Raw genomic sequence first — 22,337 nt, forward strand, 5'->3', positions numbered from 1 at the left:
CGGATGCCCGACTTTCGCACCATCAGACAGGAGCACCACACGCGTGACTGACCACACCTCAAGCGATGTTCTCATCATCGGCGGCGGTATCATGGGCGCAGCCGTCGCCCGGCTGTTGCGCGAGGCCGACCCCATGCTCAGCATGACCATGATCGACTCGGGGGCAGTGATCGGCGGTACGGCCGGAGTGCACCTGCACGACGTCGAAGACCCCGAGGTGTGGGGCCGGTACAACGAACGCGTCGCCAGCGGAATCCAGGGCATGTACACGGGTGCGGAGGTCGTGGAAAGCGCCTCGGCCGACGTTCGCGGGCTCACGCCTGGCATGTTTCGCGCGAGCACCTTCGGCGAAAACGCCGACGAGATGCCCGCTACGGCCTTCGGCTGGAACGCCGGCGGAATGGGAGTGCACTGGACTGCCGCGACTCCGTGGCCGGCCGATCACGAAACCTTCGCCGACGGCAGCGGCTCAGTCGGTCGAGACGGCGACGGCAGCGGTCGAGACGGCGACGACGACCGTGCAGGCGGCGATGCACCTGCGTGGCAGGCCGACCTCGACACTGCACGCCGACTGCTCGACGTGACGCCCTCGGCAATCGGCCCCACCCCGATGGGCAACCTCGTTCTTGACGTTTTCGCGCGCCGCTTCGCCGGCACGGGGCCAGGTGAGCGGATGCCCCAGCCCATGCCCATGGCCATTCAGCCGAGTTCGACCGGGCCCTCGCCCCGCACCGGGCCTGCTCACATCTTCGCGCCCATCTCCGACGCAAGCGATGCGGCCTTCACGCTGCGGACGGGCGAAATCGCAACGGCGCTGATCATCGACGGCGGCCAAGTCACCGGGGCACGAACTCGCACTATCTCCGATGGCGTAGAACACGAGGTGCGGGCGCGCATCGTGATGGTCTGCGCCGACGCCATGCGCACGCCGCAGCTTCTTTTCGCCTCAGGCATACGGCCGCCGGCGCTCGGCCGCTATCTCAACGAACACGCCTTCATCACCGCGCGGGTGCTGGTCGACCTCGACCACTTCGGGGTCGAGGTCGCGTCGTTGCCCGTGCCGCGCGAGGGCGAATTCTGCACCGATTCGCTGTGGATACCGCAGAACGGTGCAGGTCAGCCGTTTCACGGGCAGATCATGAACACGACCTACACCGACGAATTCGGTCATCCACTCGCCCACTCGGTGGGCTTGTCGCTGTATACTCCCGTGGAGTCTCGGGCGGAGAACCGCATTTCGTTCTCGGAGACCGAAACCGACCTCGCGGGCATGCCGCGAATGAGTTTCGAGTTCGAATATTCGGCTGCTGATCGGGTTCTGATTGGGCGGGCACTTGACCTCGTGCAGTCGCTTGCGCTGGAGTTCGGCGAGTTCGATCCGAACACCGAACGGGCTCTGCTGCCCCCCGGCTCATCGCTCCACCTCACCGGAACGGTTCGATCAGGCGCCGACGACGACGGAACAAGCGTCTGCAGCCCCGACGGCCGTGTCTGGGGCTTCGAGAACCTCTTTGTGGCCGGCAATGGGGTCATTCCGACATCGGTGGTCGCGAATGCGACGCTGACCGGGGTGATCACCGCCGTGCGCGCCGCGCGCGCGGCCCACGCCATGCTGAGCCCATCACGCATCTGAGTTCGCCCGAGCATCCACCACCCGAACCTGACGAAACGGAAAAACCCCATGCCCCTCAACCCCGACCGCGTCGCACTCAACCCCCTGCAGTGGATCAGCATCAAAGACGCTGACGGGGTCGACCACTGGCGGTATGCCGAACCAGATTTTCGGGAGGCCTACCCCCAGGTGTTGACCGCGGTGCGGCAATCGGGTTTCGAAGCCGTGATGATGGAGGTGCTCGCCACGCAGACGCTGCGCGACTACGAGCAGCTCGTCGCCGACGCGAGGCTGGTGGTGTCGCCTGGTTACGCCAGCATCGGCCTGCCCGAAGAGCACGACGTCAGCTTTGCGCCGGGCAGCGCCGAGGAGAGCCGGTGGTTCGACGGCGTGCGCCGCAAAGCCGAGGAGTCGAACTACTTCGGCCAGTCGACCATCTTTCTCGCGCCCGAAGTGTGGTGGTCGCCGAACATGGTGCGCACCGGCGAGCGAGTCGCGGTGGGCGCCGACTACCGCGAAGACCGGCTCGATCGGGTGATCGATCTGCTCGGGCGATCGGCCGAAATTCTCGCCGCAGAGGGGGTGCGTGCCGGTCTGCACAACCACGTGGGTACCTGGGTGGAGACCGAGGCCGAGATCGAGCGCGTTCTCGACGCGATCCCGGCCAGCCTGCTGGGCGCATCGTTCGACATCGGGCACCTCACCTGGGCGGGTGTCGACGCGGTGGCCATGATTACCCGGCACGCCGATCGGCTCGTCGACCTGCACTTCAAAGATCTCGACCTCGACGTGGCGGCCGCCAGCCGCGCCGAACCCACAAGCTACAACGAGGCGACCGACCGAGGCATCTTTCTCGAGCCCGGCAGCGGCGGCATCGATCTCGATGCGGTGATCGACGCGTTGCCTGCAGGCTGGCCGGGATGGCTCATCGTGGAGGTCGACCGAACCGCCATCGACCCGGCCGACAGCGCGGCGATCTGCTGGAACTGGGTCAGCGCACGCTTCGCGACCGAGTGAATCACCGCTCCGTCTGTGGGTGCGTCGATCGCCTCGGCTGAGGGGGTGAATGTCAGCCCGGTGTTCTCCAGGCGTGACGTCAGCCCTGTGGCAGGTGCTCGATGCCACCCGGCGCGCCTAGCGTCACCTGGCGCGCCCGGCGGCGAGCGACCGAACCGCAGACGACAAGAACGATCGCCGGAATGACGGCAAGGCCGACGAGCGCCGCGGCCCAGGCGAAGGTGCTGCCGAAGGCCTCGGCCGTCATGGCCGCGGTGGCGGTGGCGCTGGGGGCGTTGGGGGCGCTGGCCGCCGCGGCGGGTGAGGGGGCCCCTGAAGCTGCAGATGCGGCACCCGCGAGCGCATTCTGCAGCGCAATCACCAGCACGGCGACCCCGATCGAGCCGCCCACCTGCTGAACGATGCGCAACACCGTCGCCGCCCGGGAGATCTGCTCCGGCGCCAGACCGCCGTACCCCGCGACGCTCGCCGAAACGACCACCACGCCGAATCCCACGCCGAGCACGAACAGTGCGGTGCCGATGTACACGTCATTCGTCGTCGCGCCGAGCTGGCTGAGCGCCGCGAGGCCTGCGGTCGCCATGACCGCACCGACGAGCGCGCTCCCGGCCGAATGCCCACGGTCGGCCAGTGAGCTGAACACCATGACTCCGAGCGCGGCGCCCACCCCTTCAGGCACGATCAACAGCCCCGCTGAAATGGGCGACTCTCCGCGCGCCAGCTGAAAGTAGAGCGTGATCAGCAGCATCGCGCCGATCAACCCCATGATGATGAAAAAGAACAGCGCCGACGCCGACGCGAAGGCGACCGAACGGAACAACCGCAGATCAATGAGCGGCGCGTGCCTCGTGCGCAGGGCGTGCATCCCGAAGCAGACAAGCAGAATGCCGCCGCCGAGCACATACCCGAGCACCTCGCCGTCGGCGATGGTGCCCAGACTTCCGGCGCGAGTCAGGCCATAGAGTAGGGCGGCCAGCCCGGGTGCGAGCAACACAGCGCCCAGCAGGTCGAGTCGCGTGGGCCTGCCACGGTCGGCGATGCGCAGCCAACGCCAGGCCAGCACGATCGCGGCGAGACAGATGGGCACGTTGATGAAGAAGATGTACTGCCAGCCCCAACCCTCGACAATGAGGCCGCCGATGATGGGCCCGACGATCGGACCGAGCAGCGACGGCACAGCGACGATGGCCATCAGCCGCCCGAGTTGCTCGGGCCCGGCAGCGCGTGCGAGCACCGCCTGCGAGAGGGTCAGCAGAATTCCGCCGCCCACGCCTTGAAGGCAGCGCGCTGCTATCAGCATGCCGAGGCTGCCGGCGAAACCGCAGAAAACCGAGGCGCAGACGAAGATGATGAGCCCGGCGAGCCACAGGCGCCTACTGCCGAACCGGTCGGCCGACCACCCCACCAAGGGAACGGTGACGGCTATCGCGAGCAGGTAGCTGCTGCTCACCCACTGCAGCTGCGCCAGTGAGACGCCGAAACTCGCCCGCAACGTGTCGAGTGCCACGGTGATCATGGTGGCGTCGATCTGCACGACGAAGGTTCCGACCACCACCGCGAGGGCGAGTTTCACCAGGCCAGCAGAGAGCTTCGGTTCGGTAGCGGATGCTCGTGCTGTGCTCATCGGGTCTCCTCGGCCGGGTTGACGTCGTTGATACGGCGTATCGCGATACACTGTATCACGCACTCGTTCACCGAAGATACGGTGTATCGTCGATGGATGCCCACCCCAGCCATTCGCGAACAGCGACGCCCCATGACCGAGCCGCAGATCGTGGCCGCGGGCATCCGCATCGCCGACGCCGAGGGGCTCGAGGCCGTGTCGATTCGCCGGGTCGTCGCCGAGTTCGCCGGGCGGCCCATGAGCCTGTACTCGTTCGTCGCGAGCAAGCAGCGCCTCATCGAGCTGATGGTCGATGAGGTGTTCGCCGAGATGGTGCTCGATGTTCTGCCGTCGGGCTGGCGTGCCGGGCTGCACGCTATTGCCGAGCGCACGCTCGAGGTGGGGTCACTGCATCCGTGGCTCATCGAGGCGACCGTTCGCGGGCGGCCGAGCGGGCCGAGCGCGCAGCAGCACGCCGCGCAGTCGCTCGCGGCCGTGGCCGAATTCGGCCTCACCGAGGCAGACGCGGCGCCTCTCCTGCGTGCGATCGACGCCTACACGATCGGTTTCGCGCTGACGTCGCAGTCGCCGGCCGCCTCGGCTGAGACAACGAACCTTACCGCGTTCGCACCAGGTCTCGATTGGTTGCTGAGCGGGTTCGCGAGCGCGCGAGAAAACAATTCCGCTCACGACCGACCAAACTGAGCAAATGTCGGCGGTGCGTTATAGGTTGATGTGAGTGCAGCACAACTAGTCTGAAGAACACGCAAAGGAGATGTAACGGCATGTCGTTTCCGACAAGACTCACGACAAAGATGACGGGCACGACGCGCGCACAATTGGCCTACTGGCGAAAGCACGCCATTCTCGTGCCCGAAATCGAATCTGCGCAACGGCCCTACCTTTACTCCTTTCGAGACATCGTCGATCTGCGAGTGTTCGCCTATCTTCGGGGCACCTACTCTCTGGCGATGATCAGAAAGATGTTGTCAACACTTCGCGAACTCGACATGGTCGAGCGGCCAGGGAGCTATGAACTCGTCACTATGGGCTCGAGCATCGCGGTTCGCGTGCAAGACGGCACTGTCGTCGATTTGGTGAAGCAACCGGGCAACACGACGGTCGGAACGCTGGCTGACGTCTTCGGCGAATTCGTGACCGTCGGCGGGAAGAAGATCGACGACCTCTTCCGCCCACGCGAGGGCGTGCAGGTCGACCCTCGGCGACTCGGCGGGTGGCCAACGATCGCCGGAACCCGAATTCCTTTCGACACGATCGCCGATCTCATCTCAGATGGCTCGATCGCTCCCGACAAGGTCGGGCGCTTTTACCCCGGGGTGACCGCAAAAGACGCGCGTGACGCCCTCGACTACCAAGCATCGATACGAAAAGCCTCGTGAAATTCTTTCTCGATGAAAATTTCCCTCCCGAAATTGCCCAGCCACTCGGCTACATCTATGACGGGCACAAGTTTCGCAGCTCATTGACGAAGGTCTCACAAGCACTCTCGACATTGCTTTGTTCGACCAAATCGTTCAACGAGACTTCGACGCGATAATCACGCGCGATCGAATGCAGCTGAAAAACCGCGAAGAACGCGACGCTCTGCTTACGACCGGATTAACCTGGGTCGGCTTGAAAGACGCGAAACTTTCTGGCCTTGAGAAGCTCTCGATTACGACTGCCTCACTCATAGCGGGCCTCCGCTTCGTGGTGGCCGCAAAACATGCCACGCCGCACAGTTTTCTCATCTACAACGTGCCTCACGGAGAAACGCAGCGAGTGAAATCATTCCCCCTGGAACGGTGAAGTCTTTTCTGCGCAGGGCAGCTGCCTGCGGCCGCCTCTACGTGCAAGAGTGGCCCTGCTAGTACTCGGCCGTGGGTGTCGGAAGGTACATGATCGGTTCGCCGGGCGAGAGGATGACCGCCGAGACGTCTCGGCTGTCATCTTCAGGGCGGTCTAGATCGCGGTCGAATACTCGGCGGATGGAGTTGCCGGCGAGGTCTTCGAGGCGGGCGTCAACGTGCAGACTCCAGCCGTCGCTGTGGCTCGGGCGCGACATGTCGGGCCGGGCGACAGGAACGGCACCGGCCACGGTCGAAGCGCTGGCGCCGGCCACGGGCGAAGCGCTGGCGCCGGCCACGGGCGAAGCGCTGGTGCTGGCCACGGCGCCGGCCGAGTCGGCGGATTCGTCGGCAGTGGTAGAAGCGGCAGTGGTAGAAGCGGCGGATTCGTCGGCAGGGGTGGGGGCGGAGGCGAGCGCCACGGCTGCGGCATCGGGAGGGGCCGGCACGAACATCCACTCGGCCGCATTCGTGGCGAGCGATGAACGGCCGGGCACGGGATGCCCGTCAGCGCCCAGCACGCGAAGACACCATTCGACGAGAGCGCGGTCGAGGGCCCTGCCGAAGCGAACCGTGAGCGCGGGGTGATCGGCGGTGGGCCAGGTCACGGCCCACTCGGCGGGATCGACGCGCGAGCGTAGGGGGGCGGCGACACGGTAGCTGCGGAACGCGCCGGCCGCGAGCTCGGCCCCGGTCGCATCGCGCAGCTCGGGGTCGACGACGAGGGTGAACCGGTCGCCTTCGACGAGCGGCGCGCCGGCCTGGAGGTTCGGCTGCAGGCCGCGCTTGATGCGCCCGGGCTCGAGAAGCAGGGTGAGCCTGTGGCGAGACCGATCCCAGAGTTCAGGCGGCAGATCGTACAGAGCGCCGGGCAGCTCTCTGCCGTGGGCGTCGAGCAGGCGGATGTGCCGCGCGGCTTCACCATCGGCCATTTCGGCCGAAAAGGTCACGGAGAACCGCAGGAGATTCGCCGGAACCTCCGCGCAGCTCGGATCGATGCGCAGGGCCACGGTCTCGCGTGCCGGAGTCGGCCGCGGGATGGTGAATCGGGTCAGTATGGTCCAGGGGGCGCCGCCTGCGGTGGGCGCGGCATGCTCGGGCACGGCAAACCCGGGCACAGTGGGCTCAGGGGTGGCGGAGTCGACCGCCGGGCCAGCGTGGAACCGCCCACCTGGCACCTCCGCTCCCCCGCCGATGATGGCGTAGGTCGCGCCGGGAACGAGGGCGAACCGTGGCGTGAAGCGGGCCCCACCCGGGTGCCGCTGCCAGGTTCCGGCCGTGGTAACGGGGTTCGGCTCGGTCAACAGCGGCAGGGCATCCACCGGCAGCAGCGCCAACTCGTCGGGCAGGTTCGCAACCGTAACGATCACCGCGCCGCCGACCAACTCCGCCTGGATGGCAGCCGAACCGCCCGTAGCCTCGCTCAGCGCGGCGACGACATCGGCCGAACCCCGCGCCGCGGTATCGCCCGCCACCGTATCGCGCGCAGCCTCGTCTTGCTCCGCTGACCGCGGCGCCACCGCTTCCCGCGCAGCCGAACCGCTCGCGCCCGAACCGCGCACGCCCGAGCCACTCGCCACCTGAACGCTCAGAGCACCGCCGCCGCAAGCGTGCGCAGGTGCAGCGCCTCGCCGTCGTTCTGCACCACCACGATGGTGCTGCGGTCGAGGTTCGCCATCCAGGTCACCCCGGGGTGGTCGAGGCTCTCACGCGGCACGCCCAGCGGGGCGCCCTCCTCTGACAGCGGCTGAGTCAGCCCGGCCTGCCCGGCGATCGACGCTGCCGGAATCTTCAGCAGCGGGTGCCGCGTGTTCGACACGAGCAAAAACTCTTCGCCGTCGCGGTCGTACGACACCAGACTGAACGGCTGGTTCATCGGCCCGAGCTCGGCGACCGTGCGGCCGCGAACGAGGCCGCCGCCGTTCAGCTCGGCGACCGAAAAGTGCACCACCGGCGTGCAGGTGTAGGTGGCGAGGATGCCCGCTCCCCCGTCGAACGACGTCAGCGCCCGAATCGGCGAGCGCGTCTCGTACTGGCCGTGATCGACGTGAAAGATTTCGACCGAGGTGGCCTGTGCAGAACCAGATGCGCCGAACGGATACTCCACCCGCCGCAGCCGCGACGTGAACTCTTCGTTGCTCATTCCCGCGATGTAGAGCGCGCCGTCGACCCAGGCCAGATCGGTGATGGTCGACCGCGCAGCCGGCACCTGCGCCATGATCAGCTCGACCCCGTGGATCTCGCGCGTCGTCGACCCCTCGTCACTGCCGTCGAGCCAGACGTCTTTACGCTCGTCGTCGGCCGCGGGAGCATCGTCGAGGGTGAACGACGTCACGGGCAGCCCGGCGAGCTCGACAACACTCAGGTCGCCGTCGGCATCCACTCGCACCAACGCAGGCCCAGCCTCGGCACCGCGACCGCGCGCGACAGACACATACACGTCACGCGAGGCCGGATGCACGGCCAACCCTCGAATGACAACACCGTCTCGCTCGACCCCGAGCAGCGCGGCGAGTTTCGCATCGAGGTTGTCGACCCGAACATCCGGAGCCCCGGCGGTCTCTGTCGCAGTAGCCGATGAATCCCCAGCAGCGCCCGCGCTGGCCGTCTCGCCCGCTTCGTGCGCCTCGGCCGTCTCGGCCGTCTCGCCCGTCCCGCCCGTCTCAGCCGGCAACTCGAACGCGAAGACCGTTGCCGCGCTCACGTCGGCGACGAAGAGCACCGCCCCACCCGCGCTGCCACCGCCCAAATCACCCGGCGCGAACAGCAGGGGGCCGGGAGACGAGAGAAGGGTGAGGGTGTCGATGGTCATAGAGAAAGCTCCTCAAAGGGGTGTTTTGCCCTTTATACACCCGCAACCTTGACGGCATTCGGGTAGGCGCTCGCACCCCGGTGAGCCCCCACTCAGGGTGCGCGATCAGCGGATGCGCTCGCCCCCCACCCACACGCCCGCGATCTGCCGGGTCGCCGAAATGTCGACGGTCGGGTCGGCGTCGATCAGCAGCAGATCGGCGCGCTTGCCCGGCTCGATGACGCCGCGATCGGCCAGACCGAACGTTTCGGCGGGCAGCAGAGTGGCGCTCTGCAGCACCTCGATCGGTGTGAATCCGGCGCCCACCATGAGTTCGAATTCGTCGTGCAGAGACACTCCATGCTTCGGCGCGAAAGGAACCCCCGGTGCAGAGTTGGCGTCTGTACTTGCAAGCACCCGGATGCCCGCATCCTTGAATTTCGTCAGAGTATCGCGCGCGTAGTCGTAGCGAAGACCGGCGGCAGCCCGAACCGTAGCGATGCCCTGCATCATGACGAGCGTTGGCGCCGAAATCATTCCCTGCTCTTTCATGCGCGCAACCAACTCGTCGCTGAGCACACCGTCGAGGGGCGTGTGCGTGCTGATGTCGACGCCCGCTTCGATGGCCACCTCGAAGGCGCCCGTGGTGATGGAGTGCGCGACGACGAGCAGACCGTGCTCGTGTGCAACCTCGACGACCGCGTTGACGGAGGCCTGATCCATGCCAGCGGGCGGTGCCGCCTCAGTGACGATCTTGATGTAGTCGGCGCCGTCGGCGATGCGGTGCTCAACGAACGCCCGCGCCTCGTCGACGTTATGAACGATGCCGTCGGGCGGAAAGCCGGGCATTTTCGAGTGGTTGCCGCCGGGGCCGACCGCGGGAGTCGTGGCGCTCAAGATCTGAGCCACACCCGTCTGCTGGCGCATTTCGTTGACGAAGGAGAGCGGCCAAGCCGCCATGTCGAGGCCCGTGGTGACGCCCCACTGGGCGAGGTTCTCGAGGTCGGCTCGGGCGAGCACGTGCATGTGCGAGTCGATGAGGCCAGGCAGTAAGACCTTGCCGGTTGCGTCGATGACGGTTTCGGGAGAGCCGCCCGCATCGCCCGCGTCGACGATGGTCGCCCCCTCGATGACTACGCGCCGAGGTTCACTGAGGCCGGCGCCGGTGAAGACCCGAACATTGTCGATTGCGGTTGTCGTTGCCACGAGAACTCCTTAAGTACCTTTTCGTAAAGGTATCACAAAGACTATCTGCTGTACAGTGAACCCATGAGTGATCGAATCGCCGACGAGCGCCTTCCGCTCGCCTTCGCGCAGCAGATTCTGCGCCTGCAGGGCAGACTGGCCCAGTCGGTCGCCCCAACACTCTCTGCCCGCGGCCTCACCGCGGCCGAATTCGACGTGATCGCCGCCCTATGGTCGGTCGGCAGCCCCCACCAATTGCGCCCGAAGCAGCTGACGGGCAAACTCCTGCTCACCACCGGCGGCCTGAGCAACGTTCTGCGCCGCCTCGACGCGGCCAAGCTCATCGTTCGCCTCCCCGACCCGGCCGACGGCCGCAGCCACAACGTTCAGCTGACGCCGGCCGGCGTAGAACTCGCTCGCGCCGCAACCACCTCGGCCACGGCCGCCCTGCAACGTTCGCTCTCTGACGTGCCCCCCGCAACGCTCGCGGCCGCGCTCGAACAGCTGCAGAGCATCCACCAGGCCATCGAGGCCCCCACGGCCTGACCTCTGGCCAACCGGCGAGGCTCGGCTCTGCTCTGCTCGGCCCTGCCCGGCCCTGCCCTGCTCTGCCCGGCTCGGCCGGCGACCGGCGACAACGTGACCGCCGTCACGCGCCGATCCCGGTTCGTGAGCCCCGTACGACCAATTGAGGCCGTTCTAGCAGGCTCAATTGGTCATATCGGACTCACTTCGCCTGCACCGCTCGAGCTCAGCGCGCGGAGACCGGCCGATGAGTTAGGGCTGAGACCATGCGGTGGTGGGTTCGCGGCGCTGCACCGTGGTGGGTCTGTGAGGGCCGCGTCCCGGCTGAGGGCCGCGAGCTAAGCGCGCGGCGACCAGCCGAGGAGGGGGCCGAGGTGCGTCGCCATGTCGGTGAGAATCTGCACGTAGTCGGCGTGCTCGAACGAGAAGGGTAGGGCGAAGACCACCTCGTCGATGGCTTGGTATGCGGCGTGCGACTGCAGAGCATCCGCGATTCGACCGGAAGAGCCCACGAGGTCGGGGGCGAAGAGCATGCGCTGCGGGCCCTGCGGTGAGGTGGTGCGCCCGAAGCGTGCCGCGGCGTAGGCCTCGTACTTCGCGACCTGGGCCGGCGTGGCACTGTCGGTGGGAATCACAACGAGGCCCTGGGATGCCCGTGCCGCCTCCCCGAGCGGGTGCGCCGCCCGAAAACGGTCGATGTGCGAGCGCTGAATTCGGGCGAAATCGTCGTCTTCTTCGGCCCGCACCACGCTGCTGCTGAGCAAGTTGAGCGCGTGCGAACCGGCCCATTCGGCCGACGCCAGGCCCGCTGCGCCGTTCCAGACCCGGTCGATGAGGCCCGGCGAGTGGGGCTGGATGCTCGGCGAGAAGCTCTCGATGCCCTCTGTTCCGGCGAAGGTGCTCACGGGCTCGCCGCGCAGGTTCGCGAGCAGCCGCAACACGCGCTCGTGCCCGAAGTTCTCGGCCGCCCAGGTGTCGGGGTAAAGGTGGTCTTTGATCGCGTCGAAGTGTGTCGGCGGCCCGACGCTCACTCCCGGGTTGAGGCGCCCACGACACAGCACGTCGACAGTCGAGAGGTCTTCGGCGAGCCTGAACGGGTTCTCGAGGCCCAGCGGAATGACGGCCGTGCCGAGCTCGATTCGCGACGTGCGCTGCGAGGCCGCCGCGAGCACCGCGACGGGCGATGAGATGCCGTACTGCAGGTGCCGGTCGCGAAGCCAGGCGCTGTCGAAGCCGAGCTGCTCACCGAGCTCGATGATCTGCAGCGTGCTCTCGTGCCCGGCAAACGGATCGGCCTCGTCGAACAGGCCGATGGTCAAGAAGCCGAGCTTCGCGAGCGGGCGGTCGGTAGCGGTCATGGGTGCGGTCGCCTCCTCTGCAGACCCTCCAACGCTACCGTTCAGCGGGGTGCCCGCCGCGCGGGCTGCGCAAAGGCACCTGTGCGGCGCGACGGAGGTGCTTTTGCGCAACCCACAGCGGTGGCCGGATGCTCGCGGCCTATGGCATTCCGGCCGAAGGCGTGCTGAGATCAGTGCAGCAACAACGAGATCGGAGAAACCTGTGACCCCGAGCATCCACCGCGTCGCCGTGCTTGTGCTCGAGGGCGCGAAGCCGCTCGACGTGGGCATTCCCGCGCAGGTTTTCACGCACCGCCCGAGCATGCCGTACCAGGTGCACGTCTGCGGCGCCAGGGCCGGAATCGTGGCCGGCGGCGACGGCCTCGCCTACCACGTGGCCGAGGGCCTCGAGGCGCTGAAGCACGCCGACACCGTGTTCATTCCGGGCTACCGGGAGCCCGGGCGCGAAGACCCGCCGCCCGCGGTGGTGGATGCCCTGCTCGCCGCCCACGAACGAGGCACCCGGCTCGCGGCCATCTCGACCGGCGCCTTCGCCCTCGCTGCAACGGGCCTGCTCGACGGCAAGCGGGCGACCACGCACTGGCACTACACCCAGGTTCTGCGGCAGAAGCATCCGCTCATTCAGGTGGATGAGAACGTGCTCTTCGTCGACGAAGGCGACGTGCTCACGTCGGCCGGCGCCGCCTCGGGCGTCGACCTCTGCCTGCACCTCGTGCGCCGCGACCACGGCGTGGGGCTGTCGAGCCAGGTGGCGCGGCGGCTTGTGGCGGCGCCGTATCGCAGCGGCGGCCAGGCGCAGTTCGTGCCGCGCTCGGTGCCCGAATCGCTCGGCGACTTCTTCGCTGAGACGCGGCACTGGGCACTCGAACGGCTCGAGACTCCGCTCACCGTGACGCAGCTCGCCGAGCACGCACGGGTCTCGAACCGCACCTTTTCGCGCCGCTTCGTCGAAGACACCGGGTACACCCCGCTGCAGTGGATTCTGCGTGCCCGTGTCGACCTCGCCCGCGAACTGCTCGAACGCAGCGACCTCGGAATCGAGCAGATCGCGAGCCGCGTGGGCCTCGGCACCGGCGCCAACCTGCGCCTGCACTTTCACCGCATTCTGGGCACCTCACCGAACGACTACCGGCACACCTTCTCGCGCCCACCGCACTGAGCCGCTCGGGCGCGCCCGGGGGCCGGGGCCGGCGACCCGGGGCGAGTGGATGCCCGGCGGCCCGCTGCCGAGAAACACGCGCATCTCGGGCATCCGTCGCCCCCCAACGTGGCGCAATACTTGCGGTACCAGGCAGAACAGCCACTGCCGCATCCGGCTGCTTTCGGCGAACGTAGAGACGACGAAAGGAACCACCCCCATGACCCGCATTGCCGTGAATGGCTTCGGCCGCATCGGACGCAACGTGCTGCGCGCCCTCATCGAACGCGATTCAGATCTCGAGGTCGTCGCCATCAACGACCTCACCCAACCCGAAACCCTCGCTCATCTGCTGCGCTACGACAGCTCGCTCGGCAGGTTCGACCGCTCGGTCGAGGTCGACGGCGACGCGCTTGTGATCGACGGACACCGCATTCAGGTGCTCGCCGAGCGTGACCCCGCCCAGCTGCCGTGGGCTGAGCTCGGCGTCGACATCGTGCTCGAATCGACCGGGCGCTTCACCACAGCTGAGGGAGCACGCAAGCACATCGAGGCGGGGGCCGCCCGCGTGTTGGTGAGCGCTCCGGCGACGGGTGCCGACGTGACGCTCGCCTACGGTGTGAACACCGAGGCGTACAACCCGGCGCTGCACACGATCGTCTCGAACGCTTCGTGCACGACGAACGCCCTCGCCCCGCTGGCCGCGGTGCTCGACGAACTCGCGGGCATCGAACACGCCTTCATGACCACCGTGCACGCCTATACGCAGGAGCAGAACCTGCAAGACGGTCCGCACCGAGACCTTCGCCGCGCCCGTGCCGCTGCTGTGAACATCGTGCCCACCACGACGGGAGCAGCGAAGGCCATCGGGCTGGTCTTGCCGCAGCTCGACGGCAAGCTCTCGGGCGACTCGATTCGGGTTCCGGTGCCGGTGGGGTCGATCGTGGAGCTCAACGCGACGGTTTCGCGCGAGGTGAGCCGCGAGGAGATTCTCACGGCCTACCGCGAAGCTGCCGTAGGGGCTCTCGCGGGCATCCTGGAGTACAGCGAAGACCCGCTGGTGTCGAGCGACATCACCGGGCGGCCCGCGTCGGCCATTTTCGACTCGGCACTGACCCGAGCTGAGGGGCGGCACGTGAAGGTGGTGGCCTGGTACGACAACGAGTGGGGCTTCTCGAACCGCGTGGTCGACACGCTCGGCCTGCTCGCAGCGAGCTGAGCCCGGCCGCTGCGGCGAGCCGAAGCGGGCCTGCTCTCGCTGACCGAGTCGGGCCGGCGAACCGCCCCAACTCGGCGCAGCACGGTAAAATCGATCTCGGCGCCTGACTAAGAACGCTGCGAGAGATGAGTCGACGATGACCGACGGCACGACCACACTGCATGCGGTGCGCTCGATGGGCGCGGGCCTGCCCTGGCTCGACAAGCTCACCCCCACGGCAGACGCGCCCATAGCGAGCCCCGCGAGCGGTCGTTCGCTCGTCGGGGCCGCCACCCGCGCGGTCAGCCGTGAAGCCGTGCTCTGGGCGGTCGAAGTGGGCTACCGCACGGCGGAACGCATTCGGGCCGAACTGCCCGCGTTCGGCGAGGGCGACGGCGCGTTCGAGATTCTGCGTGTGGGCACCGAGAGCACCACTCTGCAATCGCTGTTGGCGTTGGCGGGCGAAGACATCGATGCCGCCGCACCCTCAGAGGCACTCGACGGGGTGGCCGACTTCGTGCGCCAGGGCATCAGCCTCGACATGCTGCTGCGGGGCATCCACTTGGGGCATTCGGGCATGTCGGCAGGGTTTCTGGCCGCCTGCGAACGCTTCGTCGAGCCGGCCGAACGGCTCGAGCAGGTTCAGGTGGTTTCTGAGCGACTGTTCGCGTTCATCGATGTGTTCTCATCTGAAATGGTCGAGCGTTTTCTGCAAGAACAGATGCGCTGGTCGACGAGCGATGCAGCGGCGAAACTCGAGCTGACCACCGCATTGCTGCGCGGCGGCCCGAGCGAAGTCATCTCGCTCTCGAAGCGCCTGGCCTATGACCTGACCCGCAGTCACGTTGCGCTCATCGTCTGGTCGTCGTCTCGCGCACTGGATGCTGACACCGTCGAATTGCAGGGCACCGCCGCCGATCTACTCACCCGCATGCGCTGCACTCAACGACTCATTCTGCCGGTGGGGGCGGGCAAGGTCTGGGCCTGGGGAACCCCGTCGGGCTCTGCCGATTCGGTCTACGACGTCGCCCAGAGCTCGGAGTTGCACGACTCGATTCATGCTGCGGTGGGGCAGCTCAGCGCCGGAGTCGAGGGGTTTCGCCGGTCGCACCGCGAGGCCGAGGCCATGGTGACGCTGTTCTCATCGGTGAAGGTGCAGCCTCGGCTGGTGCACTACCGCGAAGTCGACCTGCTCTCGCTGATTCTCAGCGACCAGAAACGCGCCCGCGAGTTCGCCGAGGCCGAGCTGGGCGCGCTCGGGGCCGACACGGTTCAGGCCTGCGATCTTCGCCACACGCTCGCGGTGTACCTCGACGAGCAGTCGAGCCCGAACGCAACCGCGAGCCGGCTCAACATTTCGCGCAACACCGTTTCGTACCGCGTGCACCGGGCCGAAGAACTACTCGGGCACGAGGTGACCGAGCGCACCCTGCAGATGCGCGCGGCCCTGCTCGTATTCGACGCGGGCAGCTAGCGGCACGGCCGCGGCGGCAGGATTCGCTCGCCGGGTGTTCTGAGCCGTGCACCCCGGCTGCGGGGAGCCGGCGCTGGCCCGCCCGAGGTGTGGCAGTCCCGGCACAGTGGATGCCCGGCGCCCGCACATCGAAATGCGGCCGCCGGGCATCCACTCGCCCACCGCTGGCTGAGCCCGCGCCCTAGACGAGCGGCGTGACCTGCTCGCTCAGGCCGAGCAGCTCGCGCCCGAATGCCTCGGCCGAGATGCTCGGGTTGATCACGGCGTGACGCGAACCCGTGTTGAGGTCGCGCCAGATGCGCTGCAACGGGCTGACCTCGGCGAAACTGCCGGCGCCCTGCACGCTGAGCAGCAGGTCGACCGCCTGGCGGGTGAGGCGGGCGATGTAGCCGGTGTCCATACGGCTGCGAGCGCGCTCGAGGCGGGAGGGGTACACACCTTCGGCGGCCGCGGCGTCGATCGCGTCGGCTGCCCGGTACAGGTGCAGATAGGCCGAGTCGACAAGAATCGCCGCCTCAGCGATGTTGATCTGCGTCGAACCCGAGTCAGAGGCACGCTCGTAGAAGGTGTACGAAATGCCCTTGCCCTTGGCGAGCGAGCCCAGCACGAGATCAAGCGCTGCCTGAGCCGCACCGACCAGCGGGCCGGCCAGCACCAGCGCGAGAACCGGAACCATCGCCGAACGGTATAACGCCTCTTCGGTGTGCTCGGTGGGATAGTCACCGTTGATGCCGCGCGACACCGACAGAATGCGGTGGGCGGGCACGAACACGTCGTCGGCGACCAGCGTGTTGCTGCCGCTGCCGCGCATGCCGGCCACGTACCAGGTGTCTTCGATGCTGAGGTCACTCAGCGGAATCAGCGCGAGGCCCTGGTCGATCTGGGCGCCGTTCTCGTCGATGACGGGGATGCCCAGAACCGCCCACTGCGCGTGCAGGCTGCCCGAGGCGAAGCCCCATTTGCCGGTCACGCGCAGACCGCCCTCGGCCCATTCGGTGGTCGATGTGGGAGCCACCACACCGCAGACGCGGGCGTTCTCGTCGTCGCCCCACACATCGCGCTGCGCCTGGTCGGGGAAGGTGCCGACGATCCACGCGCAGACGTTCGTGAGCGTGGCGACCCAGCCGGCCGAGGCATCACCTTGGGCGATGATCGAGGTGATCTCCACGAAGTCGCGGATGGGCAGCTCGTAGCCGCCGAGGCGACGCGGCTGAGCCAGCTTGAAGAGGCCGGCCTCGTCGAGCGCGTCGATGACCGGCTGAGTGACCTTACGGTCTGCTTCGGTCTGGTTGGCGTTGGCCCTGATGAGCTCTCGCAGAGCCGTTGCCTTCGAGGTGAGTTCGGCAGCGTCGATGGTGGCCTGAGCCGTCTTCGCTGCGGCGGTGTCAGCCGAGACCTCGTTCTGTACGGTCTCTGCGTCTAGTGCGATCGTCATTGATTTCTCCTCGTCGTCGAGTTCGGTGGCCTGGTATGACCGGCCTGCTCCACAGCTTGCGCGCCGGTGTGCCGCAGATGCTCGCGCACGACGACAGTCTTCAGCGCTCATTTTGTGCAAAACGCCGATACGGGTCGCCGATCTATGCCATTTGCGGCACAGCAGCGCAGATCTTTGTGCAAACGGCACTAGTACCGGCTCTCGTCGACGGCTTAGATCGATAACACTTCTTCGGTTCACCGACCTGCAACGCCGCACGAAAGGTTCGCCATGTCATCCGCCACGCTCACGTCGAAGGCCGCGCCGGCCGCGACAGCCGCTCTACCGCTGGGCTCTGCGCAACCCCTACCATCGCCGGGGTCGACCACGGGGGCCGGCCCCGGCGAGGCCACCCGATTTCGCCGGGCGATGGGCCGAATCCCGAGCGGAGTCGCCGTGCTCGCGACCTACGCCGGCGGCGATACGCACCTTCCCGTGGCGATGACGGTCGCCACGCTGGCCATGGCGTCGGCGAACCCCCCGATGCTGGCGTTCTTCGCGCAGAAATCGTCGGCACGGGCATCCACCATCATCGAATCGGGCCGGTTCGTGGTGAGTCTGCTCGGGCGCGGCCAAGAAGCCGAGTGCTATCGGTTCGCCACGTCGGCGACGTCGACTCCGGATGCGCCCCGGCCGGGCGAAAACCCCTGGTCTGCCCTGCGGGTGCCGGGGGCCGTGTTGTGGGCCGAGTGCACCATCGACTCGATCACTGACGCGGGCGACCACGTCGTTGTGATCGCCCGGGTCGACGACTACGCCCTCGCGGTAGGCCACGCCCAGCCGCTGACCTTCTACAAGAGCAAGCTCGCCGTGCTCGACCCGGCCTCGGGGCGGCACGTGCCCACGGAGTCGCTCGCCTGGTGGTGACGGGTCTGCCCAGTCGCGGGTGAGCGCCGTCGCGGGTCTGCGCCGTCGCGGGTGAGCGCCGTGGCGGGTGAGCTCGCGCTCACGCCGCGTCAGGCCGCGCCACGACACTGCTCGTGAAGTCTCGGCGGGCCCGCAGCCGGTGGCTCTACGCTGGGTGTGAACGTGCGAGGTGCGCACGAAGGGAGACCTGTGTCTGAGCTCGACCTCACCCAGCCGCTCACACCGCCTGAGCCGACGGCCGGCACCGAGATCGTGCTGACACCGCCGGCCGTGGTGCCCGAGGTCAAAGGCGAACAGGCCGTGGGAATGGTGCCGCTGGCGACAGAAACGCGAACGAAACTGCAGCAGACGGCTCAGACCTTCGTGGCCGACCTCGCCACGCTTCAGCCCGGCAGCCCGGGCTTCTCGGCGAAGGTCGACGACATCACCCGCATGGGCGAGCAAGAGATTCGGGCCAGCGCAGAGACGTCGAACCGGATGCTCGCGCGGCCCTCATCATCGCTTGCCGCGGCTCGTGGGCGCGGAGCGGCGGGCGATCCGCAGGTCGCCGTTGCTCGCACTCTCCAAGACCTGCGCGTGACCATCACCGACCTCGACCCTGGCCGGGCCGACCTCACGGGCGCCAAGAAACTGCTCAGCCGACTGCCCGGCGGCAATCGGCTCACCCACTACTTCGCCCGTTACCAGTCGGCGCAGAAACAGCTCGACGCCATCATCACTGCGCTGATCTCCGGTCAAGACGAGCTGCTGAAAGACAACGCGGCCATCGAACTCGAGCGCGCAAACCTGTGGGCAACCATGGGCAAGCTCGGTGAGTACACCGCCCTTGCTGCAGCGCTCGACGATGCCGTCTCAGCGCGAGCCGAAGCAGCCCGGGCCGCTGACCCGCGCCTCGCCGATGCCCTCGTTTCAGACGCACTCTTTCCCATTCGGCAGCGCCGCCAAGATCTCACCACTCAGATCGCGGTTTCGGTGCAGGGTTACTTGGCACTCGACATGATTCGTAAGAACAACCTCGAACTGATCAAGGGCGTCGAGCGGGCCCGCACAACGACGGTCGCCGCTCTGCGAACGGCGGTCATCGTGTCGCAGGCCCTGGCCAATCAGCGGCTCGTGCTCGACCAGATCGGGGCGCTCAACGACGCCACGAACTCGATGATCGAGCGAACGAGCGAAGCACTCAAGCAGCAGTCGGGCCTCATTCACGAGCAGGCCGCCTCGTCTGGGGTCAGCGTCGAAACGCTTCAGCGAGCGTTCGCCAACGTGTTCGCCACGATGGATGCGATCGATGGGTACCGGGCAAAGGCTGTCGAGAACATGGCCGTGACTGTCACCGCACTCGAGGGGCAGGTGGCCCGCTCGAGGAGCTACCTCGACCGCTCGCACGCGGGCGACGGCACGGGCGGCGCCGGCGAACTCCCCGCCAGCTAGCTCACTGCAGGTCGAGGCTCGAGACCGCGAACCGGTCGCTCAGAAATCGCCCATTGATCAGCAGAGCATCCGCATCGTTCGCCACCGCCGCGTCACGCAGTTTGGCGACCGCCGACTCGAGCACCGCGAGTTGCGTCACCAGTGCCGAGTCGGGGGTCGAGCCGTCAGCGAACACGTGCGTCTGGGCCCAATCCGGCGGAAGCGCGAGGTACGCCCGCAGAGTGTCAGGCAGGTACACCGTGGCGGCTCGGCGCAACACGACGTCGGGTTCGCCGCTCGACACCCGCGGCAAAGCGTCGAGCAGAAGAGCCGAAATGCGCTCGACGGCCGTCTGAGCTTCAGCGGGCATCCGCCCCGCAACTCGGGCAGGAAGCGAGCGCAGGTCGGCGTCGACGTTCGACTCTGTCACCGCGGCATCTGGCGTAGGCGAGTGGATGCCGAGCGCCTGCAGAGCGCGACCCGATGCTGCGGCGTCACCCGCCGCGTCTCCCGCGACAGCGGCGATCCGCCCCGCGAACGCGTTCAGCCACTCGCCGAGCGCCTGGGTCTGCCGCGCGATGACCACCCCGCCCGAAACCCGGTGGGTCTCGGCCACCCACTGCGCGTGCGCGGCCGGTCGCAGCGACATGGTTGTGCCGTCGGCAACAAGCCGAAGCTCGGTGATCTGACCAGGCCGGCCGGCCACACGGTCGCCGAGCGATCGAGTGCGCTCGACCACGAGAACGCCGGCGGCCACCGGCTCGCCGAGTGCGCGAGTTGCACCCGCGACTAGTGCGTTCAGAAACGCTTGAGGGTCGGCAGCGGCATCCGCTTGACGAATCGCGGCGATTTCGCCGGGCCCGCTCACCATCGGCCACCGTCGGTCAGCGGCAGCACGAGGCTAGGCGTGGCGATCACATGGTCGGGTCGCAACGACCTCACCGCGCTGCCGATGGCGAAGAACTCGGTGGTGTGGCCACCCCACCGATGCGGCAGCGACAGCAGTTGCACGCCCACGATTCCCTCGGCCGCCAGCGTCTCGGCTTCGGTCTGCATGCGACCCATCGCGAGTTCACGCGCGTCGTACAGTGCCTCGGTGAACTGGGTGATCTCGACGTTCGCGCCGATGTTGTTGAGCGACGACATCATGCCCTGATGGGCGATGTGATAGACGCACGTGCCCATGACGAGACCGAGCGGAGCGTAGCCCGACTGAATCAGAGTCCAGAAGTCTTGGCCCGAGAGGTCAGAGGTGAACGGCAGACCCTTATTGTTGCGCCAGGTGCCCGTGGCCGGCGGTTCATCGCCCACCACCGCGGTGCCGATGGCCACGAATTCGGCGAGATCGTTGCCGTACTCCTTGAACTCGATCTCGAGCCGCACGCCGACGATTCCGTCGGCCCCGAGGGCGTCTGCCTCGGCCTCCATTCGGGTCATGGCGAGTTCACGGGCGTGGTACATCGCGCCGCTCAACTTGTCGAGCTCCATGTTCTTTCCCCAGCGACGGGCCTGGATGCCCACGTGATACACGCTCGAGCCGAGAACCAGCCCCACCGGCCGAAACCCGGCCTGTTTCACGAGCAGAAACTCGTTCACCGAGAGGTCAGACGTGAAGAGGTTCTTCTTGCCGTCAGCCAAGCGCGCGCGGGCGTCGGCGGGAAGCGAGATGCCGGAGAAGGGGTCGGTCATGAGCAGTGCATCCGTTCGCAGAAGAAGTGAGTTTCGGGGGCGGTGAATGGGTCGAAGCGTCGGCCGCGCGCGGGTCGACCCGCTCGGCAATTCATCGACTCTGCCTTCGAGCGGGGCGGTTCGGCGGGTCACGCAACGGCAGAATGGTCAGGGCGTTGGTGCCCGGTGCGCGGCGCCGTGAGCGCGGCAGCGGAATGAGCGTGGTGCCCACCACCACCGACTCGGCGTGCAGGTCTCGACCGTCTTGGCCGCCGCACGCCGTCTCGAATTCTGAGAGCGTCATACTGGTCACCGCTAGTTCGGCGCTGCCGGTGTGGGTCGCGCGCGCCGCGAGCCGATGGCGAGATTCCTGGCGAGCGGCCTGAATCAACTGCGTCATTCCATCGACCTCGCCGTTCACCCAGCTCGAGCGCTGTTGACGAAGCTGCCAGTCTTCGTGCTTCGTCGAAACCGAGATGCCGAGCACGATCTCGCGGGGCATGTAGCCCGACAAGATGGCTGCGGCTGTGTCTTCCCCGCTGAGATTCGTGCTCCAGACCTCGCCCGCGGTCTGCGGTATCGGCGCCAGCGACGGGTCGATCGAACGCACCGCTGTGCCCAGCGCGCTGAACTCCCAGGCGGCGCCTTCGAGCTGACGCCGAACGATACGAACATCCACCACCCCGTGCGCACCGAGCGCCTGCGCTTCGATGACCATGCGGCGAAGCGAGCCGTACCAGGCACGCTCGAATGCGTTCACGTAGGGCGCGAAACTGCCCCATTTGCCGCCGTCACCCGAGGTCGTGACCGGAGACACGGCCCCCATGTTCATGCCCATGTTGCCGAAACCGTAGGCGCCAGAATTCCACCACGCGCAGCCGGCGCCGGCCCAGCCGAGGTTCATCACCACGCAGCCGAAGACTTCGCCCACCGAGGTGAGCCCAGCGCTCTGGATGCTCGCCGCCGACGCCACCGACAACAACGACCCCGCGGTGTGGCCGGCGCGCTGGCGCTCGACCCGCTCGTGCGCTGCCGGCGGTAAACCGTTGATCCAATCGTCCACCTGCTCATCCAACCACTCGTGGCCGCGATTGACCCGCCCCGATACTGAGAGTTTGCGCCGCCACCTGGTTTCCAGGCCGTCGACGAAGGCATTCACCGACTCTACTT

20 protein-coding genes are annotated in these 22,337 nt (G+C 67.3%); 11 read left to right on the plus strand and 9 right to left on the minus strand.

All coding sequences use genetic code 11. The annotated features are described in order from the left end of the window. Nucleotides 1-43: 43 nt before the first annotated feature. Nucleotides 44-1,633 carry a GMC oxidoreductase gene (locus tag IEX24_RS11380; protein ID WP_203585983.1) on the plus strand — a complete coding sequence of 530 codons (1,590 nt, stop codon included), beginning with the start codon at nt 44-46 and terminating at the stop codon, nt 1,631-1,633. 48 nt (nt 1,634-1,681) lie between these two features. Further along, nucleotides 1,682-2,629: a sugar phosphate isomerase/epimerase family protein gene (locus IEX24_RS11385; RefSeq protein WP_188678367.1), complete on the plus strand. Its 948-nt coding sequence runs from the start codon at nt 1,682-1,684 to the stop codon at nt 2,627-2,629. A gap of 79 nt (nt 2,630-2,708) precedes the next feature. Here the strand turns inward: IEX24_RS11385 and IEX24_RS11390 are convergent, their stop codons facing one another. Next, complete coding sequence (locus IEX24_RS11390) at nt 2,709-4,253, minus strand: DHA2 family efflux MFS transporter permease subunit (protein WP_188678369.1); 1,545 nt, start codon at nt 4,251-4,253, stop codon at nt 2,709-2,711. A gap of 96 nt (nt 4,254-4,349) precedes the next feature. Between IEX24_RS11390 and IEX24_RS11395 the strand changes: the two genes are divergently transcribed. The 3 genes from IEX24_RS11395 to IEX24_RS11405 all read left to right on the plus strand — a co-directional run bounded on the left by IEX24_RS11395 (nt 4,350) and on the right by IEX24_RS11405 (nt 6,041). Continuing rightward, nucleotides 4,350-4,937, plus strand: coding sequence for a TetR/AcrR family transcriptional regulator (locus tag IEX24_RS11395; protein ID WP_188678371.1), 588 nt, complete (start codon nt 4,350-4,352; stop codon nt 4,935-4,937). An 80-nt stretch (nt 4,938-5,017) separates the two neighbouring features. After that, the gene (locus IEX24_RS11400) at nt 5,018-5,632 is read left to right on the plus strand and encodes a DUF433 domain-containing protein (protein ID WP_188678373.1); all 615 of its coding nucleotides are present in this window, start codon (nt 5,018-5,020) and stop codon (nt 5,630-5,632) included. Between the two features lie 118 nt (nt 5,633-5,750). Continuing rightward, nucleotides 5,751-6,041, plus strand: a complete 291-nt coding sequence (locus IEX24_RS11405; RefSeq protein WP_229715263.1) for a hypothetical protein — start codon at nt 5,751-5,753, stop codon at nt 6,039-6,041. Nucleotides 6,042-6,099: 58 nt separating this feature from the next. Here IEX24_RS11405 and IEX24_RS11410 read toward each other — a convergent pair whose 3' ends face one another. From IEX24_RS11410 to IEX24_RS11420, 3 genes are all read right to left on the minus strand, one after another. Then, nucleotides 6,100-7,659 (minus strand): hypothetical protein, encoded by a 1,560-nt coding sequence (locus IEX24_RS11410; protein WP_188678375.1) that lies wholly within the window; start codon nt 7,657-7,659, stop codon nt 6,100-6,102. Between the two features lie 8 nt (nt 7,660-7,667). Further along, complete coding sequence (locus IEX24_RS11415) at nt 7,668-8,891, minus strand: hypothetical protein (protein ID WP_188678378.1); 1,224 nt, start codon at nt 8,889-8,891, stop codon at nt 7,668-7,670. A gap of 105 nt (nt 8,892-8,996) precedes the next feature. After that, entirely contained in the window at nt 8,997-10,076 is a 1,080-nt protein-coding gene (locus IEX24_RS11420) for an amidohydrolase family protein (protein WP_188678380.1), read from the minus strand. 63 nt (nt 10,077-10,139) lie between these two features. Between IEX24_RS11420 and IEX24_RS11425 the strand changes: the two genes are divergently transcribed. Continuing rightward, on the plus strand, nt 10,140-10,601 hold the full coding sequence (locus tag IEX24_RS11425; RefSeq protein ID WP_188678382.1) for a MarR family winged helix-turn-helix transcriptional regulator: 462 nt from the start codon (nt 10,140-10,142) through the stop codon (nt 10,599-10,601). A 317-nt stretch (nt 10,602-10,918) separates the two neighbouring features. Here the strand turns inward: IEX24_RS11425 and IEX24_RS11430 are convergent, their stop codons facing one another. Further along, complete coding sequence (locus tag IEX24_RS11430; protein WP_188678384.1) at nt 10,919-11,938, minus strand: LLM class flavin-dependent oxidoreductase; 1,020 nt, start codon at nt 11,936-11,938, stop codon at nt 10,919-10,921. A 214-nt stretch (nt 11,939-12,152) separates the two neighbouring features. Between IEX24_RS11430 and IEX24_RS11435 the strand changes: the two genes are divergently transcribed. The 3 genes from IEX24_RS11435 (at nt 12,153) to IEX24_RS11445 (ending at nt 15,748) form a co-directional block, all read left to right on the plus strand. Next, nucleotides 12,153-13,097 (plus strand): GlxA family transcriptional regulator, encoded by a 945-nt coding sequence (locus IEX24_RS11435; RefSeq protein ID WP_443741644.1) that lies wholly within the window; start codon nt 12,153-12,155, stop codon nt 13,095-13,097. Nucleotides 13,098-13,296: 199 nt separating this feature from the next. Next, nucleotides 13,297-14,295, plus strand: coding sequence for a type I glyceraldehyde-3-phosphate dehydrogenase (gap, locus tag IEX24_RS11440; RefSeq protein WP_188678386.1), 999 nt, complete (start codon nt 13,297-13,299; stop codon nt 14,293-14,295). Between the two features lie 136 nt (nt 14,296-14,431). Continuing rightward, the gene (locus tag IEX24_RS11445) at nt 14,432-15,748 is read left to right on the plus strand and encodes a PucR family transcriptional regulator (protein ID WP_188678388.1); all 1,317 of its coding nucleotides are present in this window, start codon (nt 14,432-14,434) and stop codon (nt 15,746-15,748) included. 181 nt (nt 15,749-15,929) lie between these two features. On the opposite strand, the gene IEX24_RS11450 is transcribed toward IEX24_RS11445, so the two are convergent. After that, nucleotides 15,930-17,183: an acyl-CoA dehydrogenase family protein gene (locus tag IEX24_RS11450; RefSeq protein WP_188678390.1), complete on the minus strand. Its 1,254-nt coding sequence runs from the start codon at nt 17,181-17,183 to the stop codon at nt 15,930-15,932. A gap of 270 nt (nt 17,184-17,453) precedes the next feature. Here IEX24_RS11450 and IEX24_RS11455 point away from each other — a divergent pair, with 270 nt between their 5' ends. Together IEX24_RS11455 and IEX24_RS11460 are read left to right on the plus strand one after the other, a co-directional pair. Beyond that, nucleotides 17,454-18,089 carry a flavin reductase family protein gene (locus IEX24_RS11455; protein WP_188678392.1) on the plus strand — a complete coding sequence of 212 codons (636 nt, stop codon included), beginning with the start codon at nt 17,454-17,456 and terminating at the stop codon, nt 18,087-18,089. Nucleotides 18,090-18,278: 189 nt separating this feature from the next. Then, a complete protein-coding gene (locus tag IEX24_RS11460) occupies nt 18,279-19,520 on the plus strand; it encodes a toxic anion resistance protein (RefSeq protein WP_229715265.1) in 1,242 nt (413 codons plus the stop codon). Between the two features lies 1 nt (nt 19,521). On the opposite strand, the gene IEX24_RS11465 is transcribed toward IEX24_RS11460, so the two are convergent. The 3 genes from IEX24_RS11465 to IEX24_RS11475 all read right to left on the minus strand — a co-directional run bounded on the left by IEX24_RS11465 (nt 19,522) and on the right by IEX24_RS11475 (nt 22,230). Further along, entirely contained in the window at nt 19,522-20,370 is an 849-nt protein-coding gene (locus tag IEX24_RS11465; protein ID WP_188678394.1) for a hypothetical protein, read from the minus strand. Next, nucleotides 20,364-21,188: a heavy metal-binding domain-containing protein gene (locus tag IEX24_RS11470; protein ID WP_188678396.1), complete on the minus strand. Its 825-nt coding sequence runs from the start codon at nt 21,186-21,188 to the stop codon at nt 20,364-20,366. Before IEX24_RS11470 ends, IEX24_RS11465 begins: the two co-directional genes overlap by 7 nt. A gap of 91 nt (nt 21,189-21,279) precedes the next feature. Then, nucleotides 21,280-22,230 (minus strand): heavy metal-binding domain-containing protein, encoded by a 951-nt coding sequence (locus IEX24_RS11475; RefSeq protein ID WP_188678398.1) that lies wholly within the window; start codon nt 22,228-22,230, stop codon nt 21,280-21,282. Between the last annotated feature and the right edge of the window lie 107 nt (nt 22,231-22,337).

It is taken from the genome of Subtercola lobariae (genome assembly GCF_014640255.1).
GTDB classification, from domain to species: Bacteria; Actinomycetota; Actinomycetes; order Actinomycetales; family Microbacteriaceae; genus Subtercola; species Subtercola lobariae.